We start from the raw sequence: 22,548 nt of genomic DNA, 5'->3' as shown, positions 1-22,548 counted from the left end.
GCTCACTGCCCGTCGTCGCCGCGTCCGGCGTCCTGCTCGCCCAGCAGACGGTGCAGCAACTGCTCGTCCTCCTGGGACAGTTCGGATACGAAGCGGGTGAGCACCGCCTCCCGGTCCGAGCCGCGATCCAGCAGGCTGCGCATCCGTACGGCTGTGTCGGACGCCTCGTCCCGGACGGGCGTGTAGGCGTATCCGCGGCCCGCGGGATGCCGTACGAGCATGCCCTTGTCGTGCAGGCGCGACAGGATCGTCAACACCGTCGTGTAGGCGAGGCCCCCGGGCAGCCGCTCCAGGACCTGGCGTGCGGTCAGCGGCTCGGACGCGGCCCACAGAGCGGCAAGGACACCGCTCTCCAACTCCCCGCGCGCCCTCCTGCCGGTCGCCCCGCCGCTTTCGTCGCTCTTCCGGTCGCGCACCGTTCACCCACCTTCCCGCTCGGCACCCCAGCCTACCGGCGGATCTACTACGGCTTGTAGGACGCCGACGCCGACGGGATCTCCGCCACGGGAGCCGACGGGAGCCGACGGGGGCCCACAGGGAGCTACTACATCTTGTACGAGTTTACCTACTACATGTTGTAGAGTTCGGCCGCCCACTCCACCTGCGGAGGAACGAGCCATGCCCTACCTCGGAAGTTCAGTGCATCCGCGCGCCCTGGCGGCCGCCGCCCTGCGCCCCGAGCCGGTGCCGATCACGGCACGGGCCGAGTGCGTCGCGATCGTCTCGGCGAGCATCGGCGCCGGTCACGACGGCGCCGCCGCCGAACTGGAACGCCGGCTCACGGCCCATGGCCTCGTCGTCGACCGGTTCGACCTGCTGGACCTGCTGCCCGCCCGGATCGGACGACTGGTCCGGGACGGCTACCACCGCATGCTCGTCCAGGCCCCCTGGGCCTACCAGCGGGTCTACCGCAGCACCGAACGCGCCGGCGGTGGCGGGCTGTTGGCCAGGGCGCTGCTGCGCACCGCCGAGGAGCGCATGCTGCGCGCGCTGCGCCCCGGCACCGGCGCGGTCGTCTCCACCTACCCGGGAGCCAGCCGCGTCCTGGGCAATCTGCGGCTCCGCGGGCGGCTGGCCGTGCCCGTCCTCACGTATCTCACCGACTTCTCCGTGCACCCGCTGTGGGTGGCCGACGGTGTCGACGTCCACCTCGCCGCACACGCCGTGCCCGCCGCCCAGGCCCGGGGCGCCGGGGCGCGGGACGTCCGGGTGTGCGGTCCGGTCGTGGATCCACGGTTCCGTCCCGGCAGCGCGCGGGAGCGCGACACGGCCCGGGCCCGCTTCGGGCTGCCGGAGAGCGCCCCGCTGGCGCTGCTGGTCGCCGGCTCCTGGGGAGTCGGACCGGTCCGGCAGGTCGCCCTGGAGCTGCGCGACTGCGGCGTTGCCGTCCCCGTGGTCGTCTGCGGCCGCAACGAGGCGCTGGCCGAGCAGCTTCGTGCGGACGGCATCGAACACGCCTACGGCTGGGTCGACGACATGCCCGCCCTGATGCACGCCGCCGACGTCCTGCTCCACAACGCCGGCGGGCTCAGCTCCCTGGAGGCGTTCGCCACCGGTCTGCCCGTCGCGAGCTACCGGTGCATACCGGGCCACGGGCTGACCAACGCCGCCGCTCTGGAGGAGGCCGGTACGGCGGTCTGGATCCGCGACCCGGCCCGCCTCAAGGCCGTGCTGTGCGACCTGATCGACGGCCCGCTCGGACTGAGCCAACGCGCGGCCGGTCTCGCCCTCTTCTCCGCCGAGCCCAACGACGGACCCGCCGCGGAAACAGCGCGCGTCCACCGCGCGGGGCTGCCGCCGCTGCCTCCCCGGTCCGCCGTGCGACGGCGCCGTCCGGCGGCACGCCGGCTCGTCGCCACCACCGCCGTGGCCTGCGCAGTCTGGGCCTGTGCCGTCGGCACGGGGATCGCCACCGCGTACGACGGCCCGGGCATGATCCACGCCATCGGGCACGGTCTCGACCTGGACGACCCCCACCCGGCCCACGCCCCCCACCCGGAAGGCCACCACTCGTGACCGCCGCCCGACTGGTCCGCACCGCCGCCCTCGCCGCCCTGCCCGTCCTCATGACCGTCCAGACCGCACCTGCCGTCTCCACCTTCGGACCACTGCGCAATCGCGTCATGCCCCGCCTTTCGGGCCGGGGCCGCCCGGATCACATCGCCCTCACCTTCGACGACGGACCCGACCCGTTGTCCACCCCGTTCTTCCTGCGTCTCCTCGCCGAGCGCCGGATCCGGGCGACCTTCTTCCTGCTGGGCCGCGAGGCACAACGCTCGCCCGGCCTGGTCCGCGAGATCGCCGCGGCGGGACACGAGATCGGCATCCACGGCTGGCTGCACCGCCCGCTGCTGCTGCGCGGCCCACGCGCCACGTACGACGACTTCGCCTGGGCCCGCGACACCGTCGCCGACATCACAGGAATCCGGCCCACACTCTTCCGACCCCCGTACGGCGTCATGTCGACCGCCGCACATCTGGCCGCCCGCCGCCTCGCTCTCACCCCCGTGCTGTGGACCTGCTGGGGCGAGGACTGGACCGCCCGCGCCACACCGGAGTCCGTCCACCGCACCGTCACGTCCGACCTGGACGGCGGCGGCACCATGCTGCTGCACGACTCCGACTGCACGTCCGCTCCCGGCGCCTGGCGCTCGGCCCTGGGCGCGCTCCCCCGCATCCTCGACACATGTGCGCAACGGGGCTACGAGGTCGGCCCGTTGCGCGACCACGGATGGCCGACGGACACGGACACCACGCGCGGGACGGCAGGACCAATGGGCAGCACCGCGGGCGGCCGGACGGACACTGCACCGGAACAAACGGACGCGACACGAGAGCAGAGGGAGGACCATGCGGCAGACGAACCTGGTCGTCGAGGACGATCACGCCCTGCGTGACGTGCTGATGCGCGGACTGCGCGACGAGGACTTCGACCCCGACCCCGCGCCGGACGGCGCCACCGCCCTGCGCCTGGCCACCGTCGACGTCTCCGCCGCCGTACTCGACATCGGGCTGCCCGACGCCGACGGGCGGGACATTGCCAGGCGATGCGCGCGAACGGGTTCCTCTCCCCCGTCATCTTCCTGACCGCCCATCACCGGCTGACCGACCGGCTGTCCGGGTTCTCGGCCGGAGGCGACGACTACCTGCCCAAGCCCTTCCACCTCGCAGAACTCGCGGCCCGCCTGCGGGCCGCCCTCAAACGGGCCGCGCCGCCGCCTGCCGCCACAGCGGGAGACCTGGCACTGGACGCAGTCCGGGACGCCGTACGCGTCGAGGTCATCGACGACGGGCCCGGCGTACCGCGCCCGTTCGCCTCACGGCTCTTCGAGCCCGGTCAACGTGCGGATCCGGGCGACGGACACCACGGTGCGGGCCTCGGGCTGCCGCTGGCTCGACGCCTCGCACGCAGCGCCGGCGGCGAGGTGACGTACGACCCCGAACACACCCCCGGGGCACGATTCGTCGTCAGCCTGCCTGCCGGGTGACGGCAGCCGCACTCGGCGCTACCGGCGTATCACGGTGTGACGTCGCGCTGGACGTCCTTGCGGGAGGTGGCCAGGTAGCCGACGAAGCAGAGGATGGCCACCGTCCAGGACAGCGTGACCGGCCCCAGGCCCAGGTCGAGTCCGCCCCTGCCGTGGCCGACGGCCATCCAGTCGGCGACAGAGGCGCCGAGCGGGCGGGTGATGACGTACGCGGCCCAGAACGCGGCCACCGCGTTCAGGCTCCCCCACCGGTGAGCGACGGCCGGAACGGCGATCGCGGCGGCGTACAGGACGGCGGAGCCCAGGTAGCCGAGCCCGATCGTGGCAGTGAGATCACCAGCGGCGGTGCCAAGCGCGAACGTGGCCAGCACGGCGGCCCAGTAGAAGGTCTCGCGACGCCGGGTGTGGATGCTGTGGATGGACAGGGTGCGTTCGCTGCGGTACCAGAGGACGAAGACGGCAGCCAGCGCGGCCATGAAGAACGGGGTCGAGATTGCATAGGGCACGCCGAGGCCGACATGCAGGACGTCGGCGGCCATCGTGCCGAACACGCTGACCATGACGATCGCCGTCCAGTAGACCCAGGCCACGTACCGCCGGACGGCGAACTGGACCGCCAGGGCGGCCACCAAGGCGATACCGCCGACACCGACCGCGGGGATCGGGCCGAGCAGGTGGGCGAGCCAGTCGGAGGCCGTCTCGCCCATGCCGGTCGTGAGTACCTTGATGATCCAGAAGTAGACGGTCACCTCCGGCACCTTGCTCGCCGCGTGACGGATGTGGCCCGCGGGCCGGTTATGAGTGAGGTGATCAGTCGACATGCCAGGCACGATGACATGAGGCCCGGCTCTCGTCCCAGACCCCTTTGCCAGAGTTTTGGCGCTTCCGGTGCGGAAGTTGCCCGAGGCCCAGCCGGACCTGAACGCGACCTGAACGCACTGGCTGATGCGCTGGTCGGCAGCGTGGGGCAGGTGGTATCGGTGGTCTCCCGACATCGGCCTGGCGACTGAGACGCAGACATCGCGATGGTCCGGACCCCGGACGGTCACAGTCGGCTCGAGCTGGCGAAGTACCGCAGCCCCGCGGTGATCAGCGCCGGGCCGCGCAACCGGCCGCACAACATTCCGGGCACGCACCGCGTCATGTTCGCCGTCGACGACATCGAGGACACCGTTGCCCGCCTGCGCCCTCACGGCGCCGAACTCGTCGGCGAGATCGCCCGATTCGAGGACAGCTATCTGCTCTGCTGCCTCCGCGGCCCGGAGGGCATCATCGTCGGACTGGCCGAGCAACTGCGCTGAGATGTGGCCACCCTCGCGCGCAGGCTCCTGAAACGACGGCACCAGTAGGTGAGACACATCTGAGTGTCTGGAGAACCGTCCACATCGGGCCAGGGCGTCGAACAGCGCCAAGCTCTGGGCCCGCGGCAGCCGCTCATCGTCGCGGCGGCGGCGTAGAGGCCTGAGCCAGGCCCCTACAAGTACCAGAGGTCACCAGGACCCACCGCCACCGCCGCCGTCACCCCCACCGACGTCTCCGCCGCTACCGGACCCTCCGCCGCCACCTCCGCCACCGCTGCCGCTGGAGGAAGGGGCGGCGCTGGACGTCGAGGCGGCGGTGATCAGGCCGAGGGCGAAGCCTGGGGCGAACCCGGCCACGAGGGTCGAGCGGTGCACGGGAGCGGCCGTCGAGTCGGCGATCGCTCCTTCCCACGCGTAGGCCACGTCCAGGGCCACCGCCCACGCGGTGTACAGCTTCAGTCGTATCTCGCCGGGGTGCTCGTCGCGCTGGGGGAAGGAGGGGTCCATGAGATAGCGCCGGAACGCCTCCGTCCGAAGCCAGAGGGCGGTGCCGCGCGGGGTGCGGGTGTGCAGCTCCCAGGAGCGCAGCCGCAGCGCGAAGCCGGCACCCACGGCGATCAGGCCCACCACGAGGACCGGCCAGCCGGCGGCGTTCCGGTGGCCGCCGAGCCAGGCCCCGACGGCCGTCGTGACGAAGCCGAGCAGGGTGGCGGCGGTGCCTATGGTGCGTCCGACGCGGGCGCGACGCGCGGCGGCCGCGTCCCACAGACCGCTGTCGGCCTGCCACTGTGTCAGCCCGCGGTTGAGGCTCTCCCATGCCGACCGGAATTGCGGGTCGCGCAGGCCCAGGGTGACGGAGTCGCGTCCCGAGAAAATGCTGCCGAAGACGACCCTGGCGAGCGGGTCCGCGGGTGCGTCGGCCGGATCGCGGCGCGTGAGGGTGGGATGCCGGTCGGTCCCCTCGATGCCGATGTGTCCGTCGATCGCCGCGCCGAGGAGCCAGGCCACCTGGTGGTGGTTCTCGACCCGTTCATCGAGCAGGATCCCGCCCTGTGCCGGGGTCAATTCCGCTGGGGGCACGGGCGATGGCGTGAGCGAGGCGGCGAGCCGGTCGAGGGCGACGCGCCGCGTCCGGCCGGGCGTGCCGTCGGGTCCTTCCTCGACGATCCGGTCACGGCCGAGGAAACGCAGCAGCAAGAGCGTCACGGCGGCGCAGACCAGCGTGAAACCGAACGCGAGCAGACCCACCCGCAGCGGGCTTTCCACGGTCGTGCCGACGGCCTTTCCGGAGGGCGGCGCGGGCAGGGCCACCTTCGCTCCGGTCAGTTTCTGTCCGCGGGAGGCGTAGAGGGTGACACCCTCGTGCCCCTTCAGCTGGTCGAGGGTGACGTCCAGCCGCCCAGGACCGCTCCCGCGGGCGGTGCAGGCGTCCTCGGAACCGTTGGTGCCGTGCACACAGCGTGCGCCGGTGAGTTCGTACGGGGCCACGACGTGGATCTCCACGTCCGAGCGGTCGACCCGCCAACCGGTGCCGACAGCGTCCCAGGCGATCTTACCCTTCTTCACAACGTCCGTGAGCGTGTACCGGATGCGATACCGGTGCACGCCGGTGACCGAGCCGCCGGGGTCGCCCACCTTGATCCGAGTGGCTATCTCCCGCTGGCCGTTCGGCTTCTCGTAGTAGCCCCCGACGGTGAGTTCCCACGGGACCCGGGCGCCGTCCAAGCTGACGCTGATCTTGGCGTCGTCCTCGTCGTACGGCAGGTCCGGCAGGTCGCGGTAGATGCCGTGCCGGGTACTGTCGGGCTCTCCGAAGTCGTAGTCGATGACCTCGGTGACGCGGATGCTGCCGTCGGCGGCGACCTCGGCGCCCACCCACATCGTGTTGACGCGCTCCACGTTCCCGCCCATCCGGAAGAGCACGACGAGACCGCTGAGCAGCAAAACGAGGAAGAAGATCTTGATCGAGGCGACGCCCCTGCGTCTCCGGTTCAGGGTCCCCGCCGCTCTCGGTCTCTTGTCCTTCGCGGTGTTCAAGGAGATACCCCCTGTTGTCACGGGGGCCTCCCCAGCCCCCATGAAGGTCGCAACGCTATCCCGGCGGCGGGCCGACAACAAGGGTCTTCGAATTGGGGGGTGCGCCTCCCGTCGGCTTCGCCGAGTGGTTGCACAGCGTGAGCGCAGGCGGCGTCACGCGCTTGGAGCTTGACCCCCTTGGTTCTCTCGGTTCCTGAAGCCGAAGCGGGCTACTTGCGCCCGGGCACCCGCACCGCCGCACTCCCATCAAGTTCGAAGACCCCCATGAGCGCCTCGACCAGACCGCGTAGCGATGCAGGATCCCTGAGGTCGTCGTGCCGACCCTCCGCGGTCGCCTGTGCCATCGGCAGGACGAGCCACCCGTCTTGTGGGCTGGAGTCGAGGATGGGCATGTAGTGGGTCTGCCGGCCCAGGAGTTGGGATACCTCGATCTCTCGCCGCATCCGTGCGACGGCTGTTTCACGCTCCGAACTGCGGCGCTTGAAAGCGACTTCGGTGTCGGTCTCCTTGTGCACTGCCCGGAAAACCTGTGCTTGCCCGCCCTCCTCCATGAGGAGTCGGTCGAGGCGGTAGTCCTTACGGTCACCGCGGGCTTTGGCTCGTTCCAGGTCGTAGCGACCCAGAGCACTGCTCTTGGCAGACGTGGGCTCGCCCTCCGCGCGTTCCAGCGCTTTAGCGACTGCCCTCCCGAGGGCACGTGTCACAGCGGGCGCTGTGGAGTGCAGGATCTGCCGGTAAACGGTCCGTGAGCTGCCTTCGAAAGGATAGCCGTCAGGAAATCCCCGCAGCAGCGCTGCCTGCTCCACGGTGAGGTAGGGCCCGTCGGGACCGAGCAACGATGCCTGGGCGTTCCTGAGGTCGTCGGCTAAGCGGAGGATGTTGATCCCGCAAGCGGGCCAGGCTTTGACAGGCCCCTTCCCCTCTGGCATATACGTGCCCGCGGATCTCAATCGCATGCTCGTGTCGAGAACCCTGGAAAGGGTCGACGGCGTCAGCGCCTTAGGAGTAGGCAGGGGAGGCTCAAAGGAAGCCTGCTCGTCGCGCAAGGCAACGAGAAAGGCCGCACACCATGGACTGGGAGCGCCGTCGTCCCGGGCGTCGTACACGGTCCAGTGCGTGGTGTCGTATCCCAGACGCCCCTATAACGGGGGGACGCTGGATGCCATCCTGACCAGGTTGAAGGCCTCTCGGGCGGCATATCGCTTGAGGCATCGGATGATCTCACGACAGGTCTTGACCTTCTGAGTGCGGCGTTCGTAGTACGCCTGGGTGCGGGGGGCGACGCGCAGCCGGGTGAACACGATGCGGTGCAGGGCGGCGTTGGCCTGGCGGTCGCCGCCGTGGTTGAGCCGGCGCGAGGTCCGACGGCCCGAGGAGTACTCGATGGGACTGACTCCGCACAGAGCGGCGAAGGCCAGCTTGCGGGCCCAGACGAGCGGCCGACGGTAGCCGGCCGCCGTGGCCGAACGGACTCCGTGCCCAGGACCTTCCCCAGCGGGGAGACCACAGCGGCGGCATGAGTCTCGCCGTGCGTGTCCACGCCCAGGACGACCTCGCCCGGAACGGGAGGATCCGTGCTGGAGGAGGTGCTGCGCTGTCGGGTCGTCGCGGTGGTTCGCCTCCCGCGTGGTGACGTCTGGGTGGACGGCACCGGCCTGCTCGGGCGCTCTGAACCGTGACGGCGCCTGATCGTCCGCAAGGCCCCTATGGGGACACGCCCTGCCGCTCGGTGACAGCGGGCACCATCCCGCAACGACAGTCGACACGCCTGCGACTGGACACTTCGGTCATAGATGTCATGAGTCAGACCCTCGTCCGGGACGGCACCGCGCAACCGTGCCATTGGCCCCGGCACACCGGCACGCATCGATCACAGCCGCACGGCTTCGAACGAGCCGATGCTCAACCTGGCTTTGACGGGCTGACACTGTGGTGACCACTCGCCCATTCGTGACCGGCATTGACGAACGGCTTGTGGCCCTGCGGAGCACTATCGCGGGCGCGGGATCGACGGTGGTGATCACGGTGAGGTCGGTGACCCACAACCGGTTCGGCGCCGGTGCGGTGAAGTCCCGCTCGACCACGTCCGGGGCGAGTGTGGCTCTGGGGTCGCAGCGCGTGAAGCCGCCCCGGCGCGGACTGATCCCCCGCGATCTCGGCTGTCATGGGTGAGTTGTTTCCCCGGAACGAGGACTGCTCGTCCGGTACACGCCGGACCGCAGCATGGTGGTCACGGGACGGCTGCGAGGGGCTACTCGGAGGTTCTGATCTCGACAAGCAGGTAGTCACGGCCTTCCGGTTCGGCGGCCTCGCCCACCGGAGTCCAGGCGTTCCGGGTGATGTCGAATGACTTCTCCTCGGTGCCGACGGTCATGTCGACGGTGGTGAAGTAGTCGTCGCCCTTGACCGAGTAGACGGCAGGGATCTCCAAGGTCAGCCGGCCCTCCTCGCCGACGACCTTGAAGCAGATCTTGCCGCTGTTGTTGCGGGCCAGGAGCTCGAGCTACCCGGTGCCGGCCACGCGGTCGGCGAGCGCGATGTGGCCGCCGCCGCGCTTCAGGACGAGGTTCTTCTCCGCCAGGATCTTGTCGGCCTGCGGGTAGTCGAAGTCCTCCACGGCACTGCCGGGGGTGCTGTCTGCGACGCTCGCCGTGTCGGCCTTCTCGGACGGCGGGACAAGGACACCAGCGGTCGTGGCGAGTACGGCAAGTGCGCCTGCCGCCGCCGTGCAAGAATCCGCGCAACAAGTCGATTCATTCGCCGCTTCACAGCCATTACGCCATGTCCCCCCATTGCGCTCCTCGCCTCAAAGCGGAATGGCAGGCATGCGAAATATCCCTCATATCGAGGGGTATCGCAGCTACTTCGCAAAGGCTCGCCCGATCTCTCGCCGCGAGGGCTGTAGACCTCTACGACCTTCACGAACGCAACCATGGCAACACAAGGCGAAGCGCTGGTTAACCGTCAAAATCCGCTCGAAAAACGGATATTGACGACGCGTCAGACGGGACGTTCGCCACTTCCCGAAAGGGCTGCACGGAAAGAAGCGACAACTTTGTAACACCTCGCGTGGCGCCTACGACCTTCCCGATCCTTTGCCTCTGCTTTCACTGCGGTGAGTTGGTAGGGTCACCGTCATTCACTGACGTTCCCACGTATACCCATGCCGGATCCTGCCCGCGCGGTTTCAGCGGAGCTCATCCCTCTTCTCACGCGAGGAAATCCCTTTATGCAGACAAGTTTCTGGAGCAGACGCCGCGTGCTCGGTGTGCTCGCCGCCGCGACCGCCGTCGCGGCCACTCCTTCGGTCCTGATACCGGCCACCGCCGCTGCCGCCGAAAACACCGCACCCGAACCGGTGCCGCTGCCCGACACCGAGCGCGCCAAGGTCGTCAGGGCGTGGCTGACCGGTGGCAAGGGCGTCAAGGCCGCCGCCGCCGTGGCCCTTTACGGTTCGGACGCCGCCATCCAGACCTTCCTCGCCGAGACGCTGCCGAGGCAGACCGTGGACGACAACTGGGTGGCGATCGTCCGCAGCCTGGACCGTGCGGGCAAGGGCCTGCGCCGGGAGGCCGTCGCCACCCTCGAGAGCGGCGACGCCGCGATCGCCGCGTTCCTGCAGGACGGCTTCAGACCGGCCATCCTCGAAGATCTCCAGGTCGCCACCACCACCGTCTCGTCCACCGGCGGCAAGGCGGTGGTGCGCAGCGCCAACGCCGCCCTCAACGCCGCCACCACACCGGCTCTCACCACCTTCCTCACCGACAGCCAGTACGACTCGCGCCTGGAGGACACCCGGGTCCAGGTCACCACCATGCTGCTGACCGCCGGCCCGGAGGTGCGGAAGTACGCGAGCCGTGCGCTCGACGGCGCCGCGAGCGATGTGGAGTGGTTCATCGAGACCGGTCAGCACATCGCGCGCGCCCGTGACCAGGAGTCGGCGACCATCGAGGAGCTGGTGGCCCTCGTCGAGCGCGAGGGCAAGCGCGCCGAACAGGAGACCAACCTGGCCGTGGAGGCCTCGGCCCGCGCCGAGACGCCGCCGGGAAGGCCAAGGAAGCCGCCGAGAAGGCCGCTGCCGAGGCGACCGCCGCCCAGAACGATGTGCAGAAGTCGGGGGCGGCGGCCCGCAAGGCGGCGAGCGCGGCGAAGGGCGCGGCGGACGCCGCACGCAACGCCATCAACGCCTCCAATGCCGCGGTGAGCGCCTCCCGCCGCGCCTCCTGGGCGGCCACCGGCGCCGCTCAGGCCGCCTCGAAGGCGGGCAGCGCCGCGGCCGCTGCCTACAAGGCCGCGATAGCCGCCTCCAAGGACGCGACCAAGACGGAGGTGGCCAAGAACGCCGCCGTCGCCGCCAGGAACGCGGCGGCCAAGGCCCGCAGCGCCGCCAAGGCCGCCGACAAGGCCGCCATCGCCGGCGACGCGTCCGCGACCGCCGGCAGGGCCGCCGCCTCCGCCGCACGCAACGCGGCCGCCGCCGCCACGGCCGCCGCCCAGGCCGCCGTCGCCGCCGGTGTCGCCCAGGCGGAGGCCGACGAGGCCAAGCGCCAGGCCACGATCGCCACCGCTGCCGCCAACCGTGCCACCAACGCGGCCTCCGCCGCACAGGCCCTGGCCGGCACCGCCGCCGCCGCGGCCCGCACCGCCCGCGACGCCGCCAACTCCGCCGCCGACCACGCCGACAAGGCGGCGACCGCCGCCGAGGAGGCCGTGAAGTACGCGGGCCAGGCCATCGACTACGCCAACAAGTCGACCGCGCACGCCGGTGAGGCCGTGAAGGCGGCGAACGTCGCCACCAAGGCCGTCACCGACGCCATCGAGGTGGAGAAGAACGCCCGCGCCGCCGAGGCCCAGACCCTGGAGCAGGACAAGCAGCAGGCGATCGAGGAGGCACAGCTGCTCGCCTCCGTCGAGGTGACCGAGCTGTCCGACGTCCGCGACAAGCGGCTCCTGGCGGACCGCACCGCCCAGGAGACCAAGGACCTCACCACCAGGGCCGAACAGGCCCTGTACTCCGGGGACTTTGCGCTCGCCGGGACCCTGGGGCGCAAGGCCGCGATCGGCCGGATCGACGCCCGAGGCGCCTGGACCCGGCAGGCCGCCCAGCACGCCCTGGCGGGCTCCGACGACGACATCTTCGCCTGGATCGACCTCGACCGGGCCCTCGCCGAAGCCCAGGACGACCGCGAGACCGCCCTCCATGTGGCGACGGTCGCCGCGCCGCAGATCGCCGAGGCCGCTCAGCTAGCCCTGGCGAGTTCCAGCTCCACGGCCGTCGGTGACTTCCTCACCATCGGCATGAAGAAGGCCTCCGACGAGGAGCTGCGCGTCGCGATCGTCAAGATCCTCAACGATGGCGCGGGCAAGGCCGTCACCGAGGCCGGCAACAAGGCACTCGACAAGAACACCACCGAATCCCTCAACTACTTCTTCGACCACGACTACCCGCTGGCGCAGGAGGAGGACGACAAGGTCCTTGCCGGCCAGCTCATCACCACCGGTGGCGCCTTCACCAAGGCCTACGCCGAGGTCGCCCTCGAGGGCCCGGCGTGGATGCTCCGCAACTTCATCTCCGTGGTGCAGTTCCAGACGGCCCAGTTCGACCACGACACCGCCACCCATGTCGCCGCGATCCGCGGTGCGATCGCCGCCGCCTCGAAGATCGCCTACCAGGCGCAGCAGAACGCGGAGCTCGCGTCGAAGGCCGCCGCTGAGGCCCGTAACGACGCCCAAAAGGCCCAGGAATGGGCGGACAAGGCGCTCGACTCGTCCAAGAAGGCCGACAGTTACGCGGACGAGGCGCGAGCGAACGCGGACGCCGCCGACAAGTCGGCCGCTGACGCCCAGGCTTCCGCCGACAAGGCGAAGGCGGCTGCCGCGACCGCCCGTGGCGCGGCACGTACAGCCAACTACGCGGCCAACAAGGCGATCGACTCGGCGCGTGCCGCCCTCAAGTCCTCCGCCGACGCGCAGGCTTCGGCCAACGCCGCCCGTGCCGCCAAGCTCGCCGCGCAGGCGGACGCGAAGGAGGCCGCCGCCGCGTACTCCGACGCCAAGCGGATCGTCGCCGACAAGCACCGGGCCGAAGTGGCCGCCGCCGCCAAGGCCGCCGCCGAGAAGGCCAAGGAGGCCCGCCTGGCCAAGGATGACCCCGCCGCCCACGACCGGAACAACCAGGTCAACCCCAACGGCACCAAGGACCCCGCCGACTCCGACGAGTGGTGGAACGACGCCCAGTGGTACGCCGACGCGGCCAACGCGGTCAGCATCGGTGCCGGCTTCCTCGCCGCCGGCTGCACTCTCGCAGGCTTCGTCTTCCCGCCGGCCTTCGTCGCGGCCGGCTTCTTCGCCGAGGTCTCCGTGGGTGCAAGCGCCATCAGCACTGTCTTCACCGGCATCGAACACGGCTTCACCAGCAGCGAGTTCGGGTGGTCCGCCGCAAGTACCGGCCTGAGCCTGGTCACCTTCGGCGTGAGCAAGGCACTGGGCGCGGCCGCAAAGCCCGCCAGCACTCTCGTCAAGCCCGTCGTGGGCAAGATCGCAGGCGTTGTCGAGGACGGGGCCTCCAGCATCACCAGGGATCTCTACAGACTGATCAGCTGACGAGTTCGTCCCTTTCGTCCGGCCCTGACGCGGTAGAGCGCAGGCCGCCCACCGCTGCCATTCAGGGGGGCACTGCATGTCCGGTGCCCCCCATTCCCCCTGCCAGCAGGACAAGGAATCAAGGAAGAGAGATCTGACGTACATGCACGAGATACGCCCCAGAGGCGCGGCCCGAATACGGGCCCGGTCGACCGTACTGGCCGTACTGACCGCGGTGACGCTGGGACTCACCACGGCGGGCACGGCCACGGCACAGCAGGCCGCGCACCAGGCACCGAAGGCATCCCCCCACAAGGCGGGGAGCACGAACCGGGCCGCCGCTCCGGTCCCCGCCACCGCGACCAGCGCCTTCCCCAAGCAGTCCGGGGAACGCTGTGAGGCTACGAAGGCGGGTTCGAAGGAGCGCCGGGCAGGCGCCGTCGAGGCGTGTGTGAGCACCAGCCCCATCCTGGCCGCGCGTACCACGGCACAGCCGAAGAGCCTTGCCGCCACTGCCGCTGCCCCCACTGCTGCTGCCGCGGCCGCCGCCAGCTGCTCCATCACCACCCCCGGCAACTACTCCTACGAGCGCTTCAGTTACTGCGTGACCGGGGTGAACGTCCTCTACCTCCTGCGCGACAGCAACGGCGCGGAGCTCGGACGCGGCACCCTGACGATCTCCACCAGTGCGTCACTGCCCGCGAGCGGCACGACGTGGAGCGAGCAGGTGACCGTGACGATGACCGCTGCATCCGGCGAGGTCACCGCCCTCAACGCCAAGTTCCGCGCCGCCTGCGGAACCGGCTGCACGGCGACGAAGACCGCGCCCTGGTACAACAGCGACCTGGTCCTGGGGCAGTCCCTCAACGGCACCGTCACGTACTCCTCGGCCCCCGCGGCGGGCGCCGTCGCAGAGTTCCTCACGTCGTACAAGCTGTATGTGACCTCCCCGGGCGCCACGGCCATCGACCCGAACGCCTCGTGGGACAACCCGCGCAAGATCCGCTGCGACAACGCGGTCGGGGGCACCTCGACGGCGGGCTGTGTCATCCCTTCGATCATGCCCGTCGTGCCTATGAGCGCTAAGGCCTCCGACGCCGGCGGCGCCGTGGCCGCCTATGCGTGGGCGCAGAACAACCTCGACGACGGCTGGGGCAAGAGCAAGCCGCTGACCCGGTCGACGAGCGGCGTGGCCGACCGCACGGCCCGTACCTGCGGCAGCTTCACGGCGCAGACGGATCTTGTCAGCACCGACACCTGCAGCGAGTTCCCCTTCGCCGAGACGAAGGAAGGGGGAACCGACGGCGCCCAGTGCGTCGAGGTGATCCCCAACCTCGGCAACGGCGAGTGGGACACGTACGTACTGGGCAACAGCAAGAAGCTGGACCGGACCTCGCCCTGTGTGCGTGCCCATGCCACAGCCGCCGACAAGCAGTTCGCCGACGCACAGCTCACCAAGGGCTTCGCGGACCAGCGGGTGATCGACGCCGACCAGTTCGAGGTGAAGTTCACTCTGCCGGACACCGGCCCGCACGCCCGCTGCCTGGACACCACGCCGCTCAATGCGCTTCCCAACGGCGACGGGTGGATCCTGAACACCACCGAACCGGTCCCCCACGTCAACAAGACGACCAGCCCGCTCGGCCCGCCCGGGCAGCGGCCGACGCAGGCACAGGCATGCCTGGACAGGACGGCCCCCGAGGGCACCGATGCACAGGGAGACATCCCGGGCTGGCAGGACGCGGAGAAGTTCAAGGCTGACAACTCGCTCACCAACGGGCAGGCCCGGTGTCACCTGATTCCGAAGGTCACCGGCGGAAGGGGTATACAGGTCAATCTCGTCCCATGCTGGCATTCAGGGATGAATACCGGCACGCCCAGCATGTGAACCTGCGAGACCATGGCGCAGAAAATGATCAGGGACTCCTCCTCCAGTCTCGGAACGGACGACGCGGTCTTCTACCAGGTGACGCCCGTCTACAACGACGAGACCAGCACGATCCCGGTAGGTGTCACGATGAACGCTAATATCGAACGGGCGGATGGGACGACCGAGGAGCTGTTCCCCAACGTCTATGTCCCCAACACCCCGAAGAACACCGGGTTGTACAACCTCGGTAACTGATTACCCATCAGTTTGTGCCATCGGGAGCCAGTATGAGTTTCACCACCCCGCCGCGGCCGCTCGACGCGACCGCGCTCTTCCCTCAACTGGCCCCGCTGGCAAGGACAGCGACCCGGTTGCATCCCCGGCCAGGGTCTCCGTCCGTGTACGACAGCTCGGTCGGCGGGCCGCTTCTGTGGCCCGCCGACGAGCCGTGGCCCCACTGCGTAGAGCCGCACGACAGTGAAGCGGCAGACGAGATGCACTCTCCGGACGAGATCCGGATCCTGCGTCGCATCCATGCAGCAGCGGCCGAGCGCCGGCTCCGCGACCCCCAGGCGCCCGCGATCACGCCCGAGGATCGGGAGATCGAGCAGCGGCTCCGCGAGGGCCACCCGTGGTTCGACGGCCCGATTCCCATGATTCCCGTGGCCCAGCTCTACGCCCGCGACGTCCCTCTCCCGGTCAGCCCTCCCGGCGCCGACCTTCTCCAGGTCCTGTGGTGCCCTTGCGACCACGAGGAGTTTGCACACCCCCGAACCGCCCTCTTCTGGCGTTCCTCCGCCTCCGTCACCGACGTTCTCGAGGCCCCGCCCGAGCCGCCTGTGATCCAGTTCGACTGGTACCTCCCGGAACCGTGCCTGCTCGCACCGGAACAGATCACCGAGTACCCCAGCCCCCTGGAGCTGAGCAAGGAACTGCAGCAGCAATTGGGCGACGTGAACCTGTGGGAGACAGCCGGATTCGCGTGGGACAGCACCGGCGCGCTGGACCCGCAGGAGTTCTACTTCCGCAACCTGTGCCACGCCCCTGGGTGGAAGACCGGCGGCTGGACCCGCTGGGGCCTCACCGACCCCATGCCCCGCCCCTGCCCCGAATGCGGCACCGAGACGCCCCCGCTCCTCACCATCGCGTCCTCGGAATGGAACTCCGGCAGCCAGAGCTGGATGCCCGAGGAGGAACGGACGAACCCGACTCCGCTCCTCCTCGGCACCCCGCCCTCGAACTTCACTCTCCTCGACATCGCCGGCGCCTACGCCCTGCAACTCCACGTCTGCCCGGTATCCCCGGACCATCCCCACATCGAACTGGTCCAGTGACCGGTCGCGCAGAACCGAACCTGCCGATGCCGGTCGGTATCCGCGCCGCCTTTGACGCACAGCAGCGGACGCTGTCGCTCCTCGAACCTGCAGTACGGTCCACCCGGACCGTCGGTTCCTCACCGGCGAGCGTCCGCTCGGCGGTCTCGGCCTGACTGCCGAAGAGCACCAGGTTGCTCAACCTCGGTAACTGACCACAGCCAGTTCGTGCCATCGGGAGCCGACATGAGTCCCACCACCCCACCGCGGCCGCTCGACGTCACCACGCTCCTCCCTCAACTGGCCCCGCCGGCGCGCACGGCGACCCGGCTGCATCCCCACCCCGGGTCGCCCACGCCACACGTGGGACCGGGTGAACGAGATCCTCGGAACTGAGCAAGGAACTGCTGGAGCAACTGGGCGACTGGAGCAGGTGGCTGGCGGCCGGGTCAGCGCTGGCAGCTCCTACGAGCTCGCCCCGGACGAGTTCTACGGGGACCATCTGTCCATCGCTCCCAGCCATCGCTCCCGGCTGGAAGGTCGGCGGCTGGACCCGTTGGGGCCTCACCGATCCCATGCCCCGGATCTGCTCCGAGTGCGGCACCGAGGCGGTCCCGCTGCTGACGATCGCCACCACCGAATGGGGCTCCGGCGGCGAGGGCTGGATCCCCGAAGAGGAGCAGGCGAATCCCACGCCGATGCTTCCTGGCCGGCCTCCGGCGAACTTCACCAGGATCGTGGTCGCCAGCGGCTACAACCTCCGGCTCCACGTCTGCCCTGCCTCCCCGGACCAACTGGACACCCGTGGACGGTTTCTACGGCATGTGCCAGGTGGTGCCGAGCGAGGGTCCGAGGATGAGGACCGGGGAGTCTTCCGGGCCGTCGAACCGGTACTGGAGGGCAGGGGTCTTCGGCCTGTGGTGCCTGACCGGGATGCCGTGTGACTCGGTCGGCGCGGGCGGGCGGGTCAGAGCTCGCCCGGTGCGCCGAGGCCGGTCAGAGCGCCGACCGGGTCGAGGTCGGGGGTGCCCCGGGGCCACCAGTCCTCGTGGCCCGGTTCCGATTCGTAGGCGTACCAGAGGCCGTCGTGGCCCAGGCGGAGCTGGGCGTGGCCGCGGGGGTGGGTGAGATGGTTGCGCCAGGGGCGGAAGGCCGGGAGGTCGGCGGCGAGGAGGAGGGGGCGGGCGCGGTCGAAACGGCCCGCGGGCGGGTCCCAGGGCTCTTCGAGGACGGTGAGCCCTTCGAGCCCGCCCTGCCGCCAGGCGGCGACCGCGCGGGCCAGGTCGGCGGGGGTACGGCCGGCGGCGGAGGCCAGCGATGAGTAGAGGGCGCGGGTCGCGGCGGTGAGGCCGGAACCGGGGCGGGCGGCGGCGAGCCGTACCGCGTCCTGCCACAGCGTCAGCTCCGCGACCGGGTCGCGGCCCGTGGTGAGCAGCGCGTGCGCGCGGGCGGCCGCGTCCGTGGCGAGCTGGTCCAGCGCGAACGGGTCGGGGCCGCCCGGCGCGCCCGGGTAGGTCGGTGGCTGCTCGGGGTGCGCGGGGGCGGGCAGCGGCGCCGGGAGGGGCGGCAGCGCCCGGCGTGCGAGGGCGTCACGGGCCCGTACACCGGGCAGCGGCGCCGACTGCTGTTCCTGGGCGGCGCGGGCCGCACGGGTGGCGTTGCGGCGGGACAGCACGTCCAGCAGCTCGCGCTCGCCCCTGCCGCGCAGCAGAAGCAGTACGAAGGGGTCCTCGTCGAGCAGACGTGCCGTCTGGTAGCAGAGGGCGGCGGCGTGTTTGCAGGGGTGGCCGTAGTCGGGGCAGCTGCACTGGGGGGCCAGGTCTCCGGGGCCGGGGAGCAGGTCGGCTCCGCAGTCCGCGAGCGACTTGGGCATCTCCTTGTCGAGAAGCGCCGCGATGTGTCCGGGGCGCTCGGCCGCCGCGTCGAGGAAACGGTCCCAGTCGCCGTCGTCCAGCGTCCGCAGTCGGACCTGGACGCGGTACGGCCGCGGGCGGCTCCCGTGGACATAGGCCAGCACGAGTCCCGGTGTGACGGTGATGGCGTCGACGTGCCCCTGGTCGGCGTACGCCCGTCCGCGCGCCAGCCGCGCCGCGTCCAGGGCCCCCTCTTCGAGGGCGCTCACCCAGGCGTTGCCCCACCAGGTCTCCGCGAAGGTGTCCGCGTGCGAGGTGCGGGCGGGGAGCGCTTCGAACGTGCGGCGCAGCTCGCCGTCGCGGCGCGGGGATGCCATCGAGCGCGGCACGGCGGCGGCCGACGGGAGCGTGCTCGGCTCGCTGAGCCGGGGTTGCGTCGGGAGCACCGGTTGCGCCGGGTGCTCCGACTGTGCCGGGTGCGCCGGGTGTACCGACCTGCGGTGCCACTTCTCGGCGTCGGTTTCGGTGTCGCTGTTGGCGTCGGGGGCGGTCTCGGTGTTGGTGTCGATGGTGGTGTTGGTCTCGACGTCGGTCTCGCGGGGCGCTTCGGCGCCGGGCAGCTCGAAGGCCTCCGCGAGCACCTCTCGTACGTCCCGGACCCGGCCTCCCCGCTCCTCGTCCCGTCGGTCGCGCCGGGCCCGCGCACCGGCCGCCGCACGGTCTGCCGACCGGTGCGCGTTTCCGGCGCCCTTGGTCTCCGCCGCCGTCCGCGCCTGTCGGGCCTCCGTGCGCGCCGCGCGCAGTGCCTCACGGGCGATGTCACCAGGACGCGTGCCGACTAGGGGCACGTCGGCGGGCGGGGCGTCCGCCGTCTCCGCGCGGGCGGAAGGCCGTACCGGACCGGGTTCGGCGCCTGAGTCGGTCTCCGGATCCGGGACGGTGTCCGCACCCGCACCCGAACTCGGGTCCGGATGCGGACCGCTCCCCCGCGTGGCGGCCCGGCGCAGGGCCTCCCTGGCCGCGTCGCCCGGTCGGGCCGCCGGGGAGGTCACCCCGTCGGACCGCGAACCCGGCTCGTCCCCTGCCGCCGCGCCCCGTGTGTCGCGCTCCCGCGCGGCCCGCAGCGCGCGACGCGCCACGTCGGCGGGGCGCGGCCCGGCCGACGGACGTGACGGCTCGGCGTCCGGCACGTCCACGCCCCCGGTCACGGGCCGTGTCTCCTCCTCGGCACCGCTCACGACGACCTCCGCAGTGACACCAGGTCCGACAGCTCGCGGTCGGTCAGTTCGGTCAGAGACGCCTCCCCGGAGCCCAGGATGGCATCGGCGAGCGCCCGCTTCGCTTCGAGCATCTCGGCGATGCGGTCCTCGACCGTGCCCTCGGTGATGAGGCGGTGGACCTGGACGGGCTGGGTCTGGCCGATGCGGTAGGCGCGGTCGGTGGCCTGTTCCTCGACGGCCGGGTTCCACCAGCGGTCGAAGTGGACGACGTGGCCCGCCCGGGTGAGGTTCAGGCCGGTGCCCGCGGCCTTGAGGGACAGCACCAGGATCGGGGTGGCCCCGCTCTGGAAGCGGTCCACCATGTGCTCGCGTTCGGCGACCGGGGTGCCGCCGTGCAGGAGCTCCACCGGGACGGCGCGCTCGGCCAGGTGGGCGGTGATCAGTCGGGCCATCCCCACGTACTGGGTGAAGACCAGCGCCGAGCCGTCCTCGGCGAGCAGGGTGTCCAGCAGCTCGTCGAGCAGGGCGAGCTTGCCGGAACGGGCGGAGGGTCCGAGGGTGGCCGCCCGGGCGTCCTCCTTCAGGAACAGCGCCGGGTGGTTGCAGATCTGCTTGAGGGAGGTGAGGAGCTTCAGGACCAGGCCCCGGCGCGCGATGCCCTCGGTCGTCTCGATGGCAAGCATCGACTCGCGGACCACGGCCTCGTAGAGGGAGGCCTGTTCGCGGGTCAGGGGGACCGGGTGGTCCGTCTCCGTCTTGGGCGGGAGCTCGGGGACGATCCCGGGGTCGGACTTCTTGCGACGGAGCAGGAAGGGGCGGATCAGCCGGGCCAGGCGGGCGATCGCCTCCTCGTCCTCGCCGTTCTCCACGGCGCGCGCGTGGCGGGCGCGGAAGGACTTGAGGGGTCCGAGCAGGCCGGGCGTCGTCCAGTCCAGCAGGGCCCACAGCTCGGAGAGGTTGTTCTCCACGGGGGTGCCGGTGAGGGCCACGCGCGCGGGGGACGGGATCGTCCGTAGGGCCTTCGCCGTCGCCGAGTAGGGGTTCTTGACGTGCTGGGCCTCGTCCGCGACGACCATGCCCCACGTCTGCTGGGCGAGCCGGGGCGCGGCCGAGCGCATCGTGCCGTAGGTGGTGAGGACGAAACCGCCGTCGAGGTCCTCCAGGGTGCGGTCGGGGCCGTGGAAGCGGCGGACGGGGACGCCGGGCGCGAAGCGGGTGATCTCCCGCTGCCAGTTGCCCATGAGCGAGGCCGGGCAGACGACCAGGGTGGGTTCGCCGCGGTCCCGGCGCAGGTGCAGGGCGATGACGGTGATGGTCTTGCCGAGGCCCATGTCGTCGGCGAGGCAGCCGCCGAGGCCGAGCGAGGTCATGAGGTCGAGCCAGGCGAGGCCCCGCAGCTGGTAGTCCCGCAGCCGGGCCTGGAGCCCCGGGGGCGGCTCCACGGGGGTGATGCCGGCCGTCAGACGGTCGCGCAGCGTGGCGAGGGCGCCGACCGGCACCGCCTCGACCGTCTCGCCGTCGACCTCCGCGGTGCCGGTGAGCGCCACGGACAGGGCGTCGACCGGGTCGAGCAGGCCCAGCTCCCGCTTGCGGGCCTTGCGGACGAGGGCGGGGTCGACGAGGACCCACTGGTCGCGCAGCCGGACGACGGGGCGGTGGGCCTCGGCGAGGGCGTCCATCTCGGCCTCGGTGAGCGGGTCGCCGCCGAGGGCCAGCTGCCAGCGGAACTGGAGCAGTTCCTCGCTCTCGAAGAATCCGGTGCCGTCCGTGGCCGAGCCGGGCGCGGGGCGCACCACCGCGGCGGCACTGAGGTCGTGGGCGAGGTCGCGGGGCCAGTGGACGGCGACGCCGGCCGCGCCGAGGCGGGTCGCGACGATGCCGAGCAGGTCGGAGAGCTCCTCTTCGGAGAGTGCGAGGACGTCGGGCACGTCCTGTTCGGACAGACGGTCCAGGGGCGGCCAGACGCGGGCGGCGCGGCGCACGGCGAGCGCCGCGTCCACGCGCGCGCGGGGGCCGAAGGCCGTGTCGGCGTCGCCCGCCCACAGGGCCGCGGCGTCGACGACGAGGGTCGGGTCGGCGAGGCTGTGCACCTGGACGACGGCGGCGCCCGCGCGGAGCGCGCCCTCGCCGTCGTCGAAGAGCTGGTACGCCGACAGGTCCAGGCGGAGCGAGATCCGTACGCCCGCGTCCATGCCCGCGGCGACCTCGGCGGCCCAGTCGTGGGCTCCGGGCAGCCGCTGCGGCTCTCCGGCCGCGAAGGGTTTCCCTGAGGTGTGGGGAGCGGCGGGGGTGCGCGGCAGGGTGTCGGCGACCGCGTCCAGGAAGGAGCGCATCAGCGCTTCCGGGTCGGGCAGCCGGAGGGGGCCCTTGCCGGGGAGCGGGACGGCATGCCCTTCGTGGGGAAGAGCGGCGGCCACGGCGCGCAGGTGGGCGATGTCGTCCGGGTCCAGTGGGCCCGCGCGCCAGGCGTCGTGGCCCTCGGGGGTGAGCCCGGGCAGCAGCCGGCCCCGCGCGACGAGCCGCAGCGCGTGCAGCGCGGCCGCGCCCCAGCAGGTCGTGGCCGGATGCGCGGCGCGGTCGTGGCGGGCCCCGGCGAGCAGCGGGAGGGCCTCGGCGATCGGCAGGGTCAGCGCGGGGACGGTGCCGCGGCGGGCTCCCGAGCCATGCGGTCGTACCACCGTCAGCTCGGTCGGCTCGGCGGACGGTGTGTTCTCGGCGGGCGACACGCTCCCGGCGCCGTCGGCGGCGGGCAGCGGCCCGCCGTCCGGGTCCCAGAAGGCGACGCGCCCCTGGCGGGGCACGGGTGCGGGCAGGAAGACGGCGGCAAGCCGCACCGGCACAGCCGTATCGGTCTTCACGGCCTCGTCGCCCATACGTCCGGTCA

General features: G+C 71.3%; 15 protein-coding genes and 3 pseudogenes. 10 read left to right on the top strand and 8 right to left on the bottom strand.

What is annotated here, in order from left to right:
* Positions 1-2 precede the first annotated feature (2 nt).
* Positions 3-416, bottom strand: a complete 414-nt coding sequence (locus OG798_RS41045; RefSeq protein WP_121414561.1) for a BlaI/MecI/CopY family transcriptional regulator — start codon at positions 414-416, stop codon at positions 3-5.
* Positions 417-618: 202 nt separating this feature from the next.
* Between OG798_RS41045 and OG798_RS41040 the strand changes: the two genes are divergently transcribed.
* From OG798_RS41040 to OG798_RS56690, 3 genes and pseudogenes are all read left to right on the top strand, one after another.
* Positions 619-2,016 carry an MGDG synthase family glycosyltransferase gene (locus OG798_RS41040; protein ID WP_328758657.1) on the top strand — a complete coding sequence of 466 codons (1,398 nt, stop codon included), beginning with the start codon at positions 619-621 and terminating at the stop codon, positions 2,014-2,016.
* Positions 2,013-2,732, top strand: a pseudogene (locus OG798_RS41035) (polysaccharide deacetylase family protein); the annotation flags it as partial. The gene OG798_RS41040 and the pseudogene OG798_RS41035, both read left to right, overlap by 4 nt.
* Before the next feature lie 118 nt (positions 2,733-2,850).
* Positions 2,851-3,488: pseudogene (locus OG798_RS56690) on the top strand (hybrid sensor histidine kinase/response regulator).
* A gap of 29 nt (positions 3,489-3,517) precedes the next feature.
* Here the strand turns inward: OG798_RS56690 and OG798_RS41020 are convergent.
* Positions 3,518-4,309 (bottom strand): COG4705 family protein, encoded by a 792-nt coding sequence (locus tag OG798_RS41020; protein WP_095851787.1) that lies wholly within the window; start codon positions 4,307-4,309, stop codon positions 3,518-3,520.
* A gap of 195 nt (positions 4,310-4,504) precedes the next feature.
* On the opposite strand from OG798_RS41020, the pseudogene OG798_RS41015 reads away from it, so the two are divergent.
* Positions 4,505-4,789 (top strand): annotated as a pseudogene (locus OG798_RS41015) (VOC family protein); the annotation flags it as partial.
* A gap of 189 nt (positions 4,790-4,978) precedes the next feature.
* On the opposite strand, the gene OG798_RS41010 reads toward OG798_RS41015, so the two are convergent.
* From OG798_RS41010 to OG798_RS40995, 4 genes are all read right to left on the bottom strand, one after another.
* Positions 4,979-6,826, bottom strand: coding sequence for a DUF2207 domain-containing protein (locus OG798_RS41010; RefSeq protein ID WP_328758655.1), 1,848 nt, complete (start codon positions 6,824-6,826; stop codon positions 4,979-4,981).
* A gap of 209 nt (positions 6,827-7,035) precedes the next feature.
* The gene (locus OG798_RS41005; protein WP_267063247.1) at positions 7,036-7,932 is read right to left on the bottom strand and encodes a DNA cytosine methyltransferase; all 897 of its coding nucleotides are present in this window, start codon (positions 7,930-7,932) and stop codon (positions 7,036-7,038) included.
* 33 nt (positions 7,933-7,965) lie between these two features.
* Positions 7,966-8,592, bottom strand: a complete 627-nt coding sequence (locus OG798_RS41000; RefSeq protein WP_328758654.1) for a transposase — start codon at positions 8,590-8,592, stop codon at positions 7,966-7,968.
* Between the two features lie 485 nt (positions 8,593-9,077).
* Complete coding sequence (locus OG798_RS40995) at positions 9,078-9,257, bottom strand: hypothetical protein (protein WP_267063245.1); 180 nt, start codon at positions 9,255-9,257, stop codon at positions 9,078-9,080.
* A 798-nt stretch (positions 9,258-10,055) separates the two neighbouring features.
* Between OG798_RS40995 and OG798_RS40990 the strand changes: the two genes are divergently transcribed.
* The 6 genes from OG798_RS40990 to OG798_RS40965 all read left to right on the top strand — a co-directional run bounded on the left by OG798_RS40990 (position 10,056) and on the right by OG798_RS40965 (position 17,535).
* A complete protein-coding gene (locus OG798_RS40990) occupies positions 10,056-11,030 on the top strand; it encodes an ALF repeat-containing protein (protein WP_328758653.1) in 975 nt (324 codons plus the stop codon).
* Positions 10,931-13,429: a hypothetical protein gene (locus OG798_RS40985; RefSeq protein WP_328758652.1), complete on the top strand. Its 2,499-nt coding sequence runs from the start codon at positions 10,931-10,933 to the stop codon at positions 13,427-13,429. The genes OG798_RS40990 and OG798_RS40985 overlap by 100 nt, the downstream gene beginning before the upstream one ends.
* Positions 13,430-13,571: 142 nt before the next feature.
* Positions 13,572-15,296: a hypothetical protein gene (locus OG798_RS40980; protein ID WP_328758651.1), complete on the top strand. Its 1,725-nt coding sequence runs from the start codon at positions 13,572-13,574 to the stop codon at positions 15,294-15,296.
* 12 nt (positions 15,297-15,308) lie between these two features.
* Positions 15,309-15,533, top strand: a complete 225-nt coding sequence (locus OG798_RS40975) for a hypothetical protein (protein WP_328758650.1) — start codon at positions 15,309-15,311, stop codon at positions 15,531-15,533.
* A 32-nt stretch (positions 15,534-15,565) separates the two neighbouring features.
* Positions 15,566-16,612, top strand: coding sequence for a hypothetical protein (locus OG798_RS40970; protein WP_328758649.1), 1,047 nt, complete (start codon positions 15,566-15,568; stop codon positions 16,610-16,612).
* 554 nt (positions 16,613-17,166) lie between these two features.
* Entirely contained in the window at positions 17,167-17,535 is a 369-nt protein-coding gene (locus OG798_RS40965; protein WP_267063240.1) for a hypothetical protein, read from the top strand.
* A 23-nt stretch (positions 17,536-17,558) separates the two neighbouring features.
* Here the strand turns inward: OG798_RS40965 and OG798_RS40960 are convergent, their stop codons facing one another.
* On the bottom strand, positions 17,559-19,583 hold the full coding sequence (locus OG798_RS40960) for an SWIM zinc finger family protein (protein WP_443054220.1): 2,025 nt from the start codon (positions 19,581-19,583) through the stop codon (positions 17,559-17,561).
* Positions 19,584-19,678: 95 nt separating this feature from the next.
* Entirely contained in the window at positions 19,679-22,537 is a 2,859-nt protein-coding gene (locus tag OG798_RS40955; RefSeq protein ID WP_328760137.1) for a DEAD/DEAH box helicase, read from the bottom strand.
* Positions 22,538-22,548: the final 11 nt, after the last annotated feature.

Source organism: Streptomyces sp. NBC_00271 (assembly GCF_036178845.1).
GTDB lineage: Bacteria > Actinomycetota > Actinomycetes > Streptomycetales > Streptomycetaceae > Streptomyces.
This window is presented reverse-complemented; position numbering and strand designations above follow the sequence as displayed.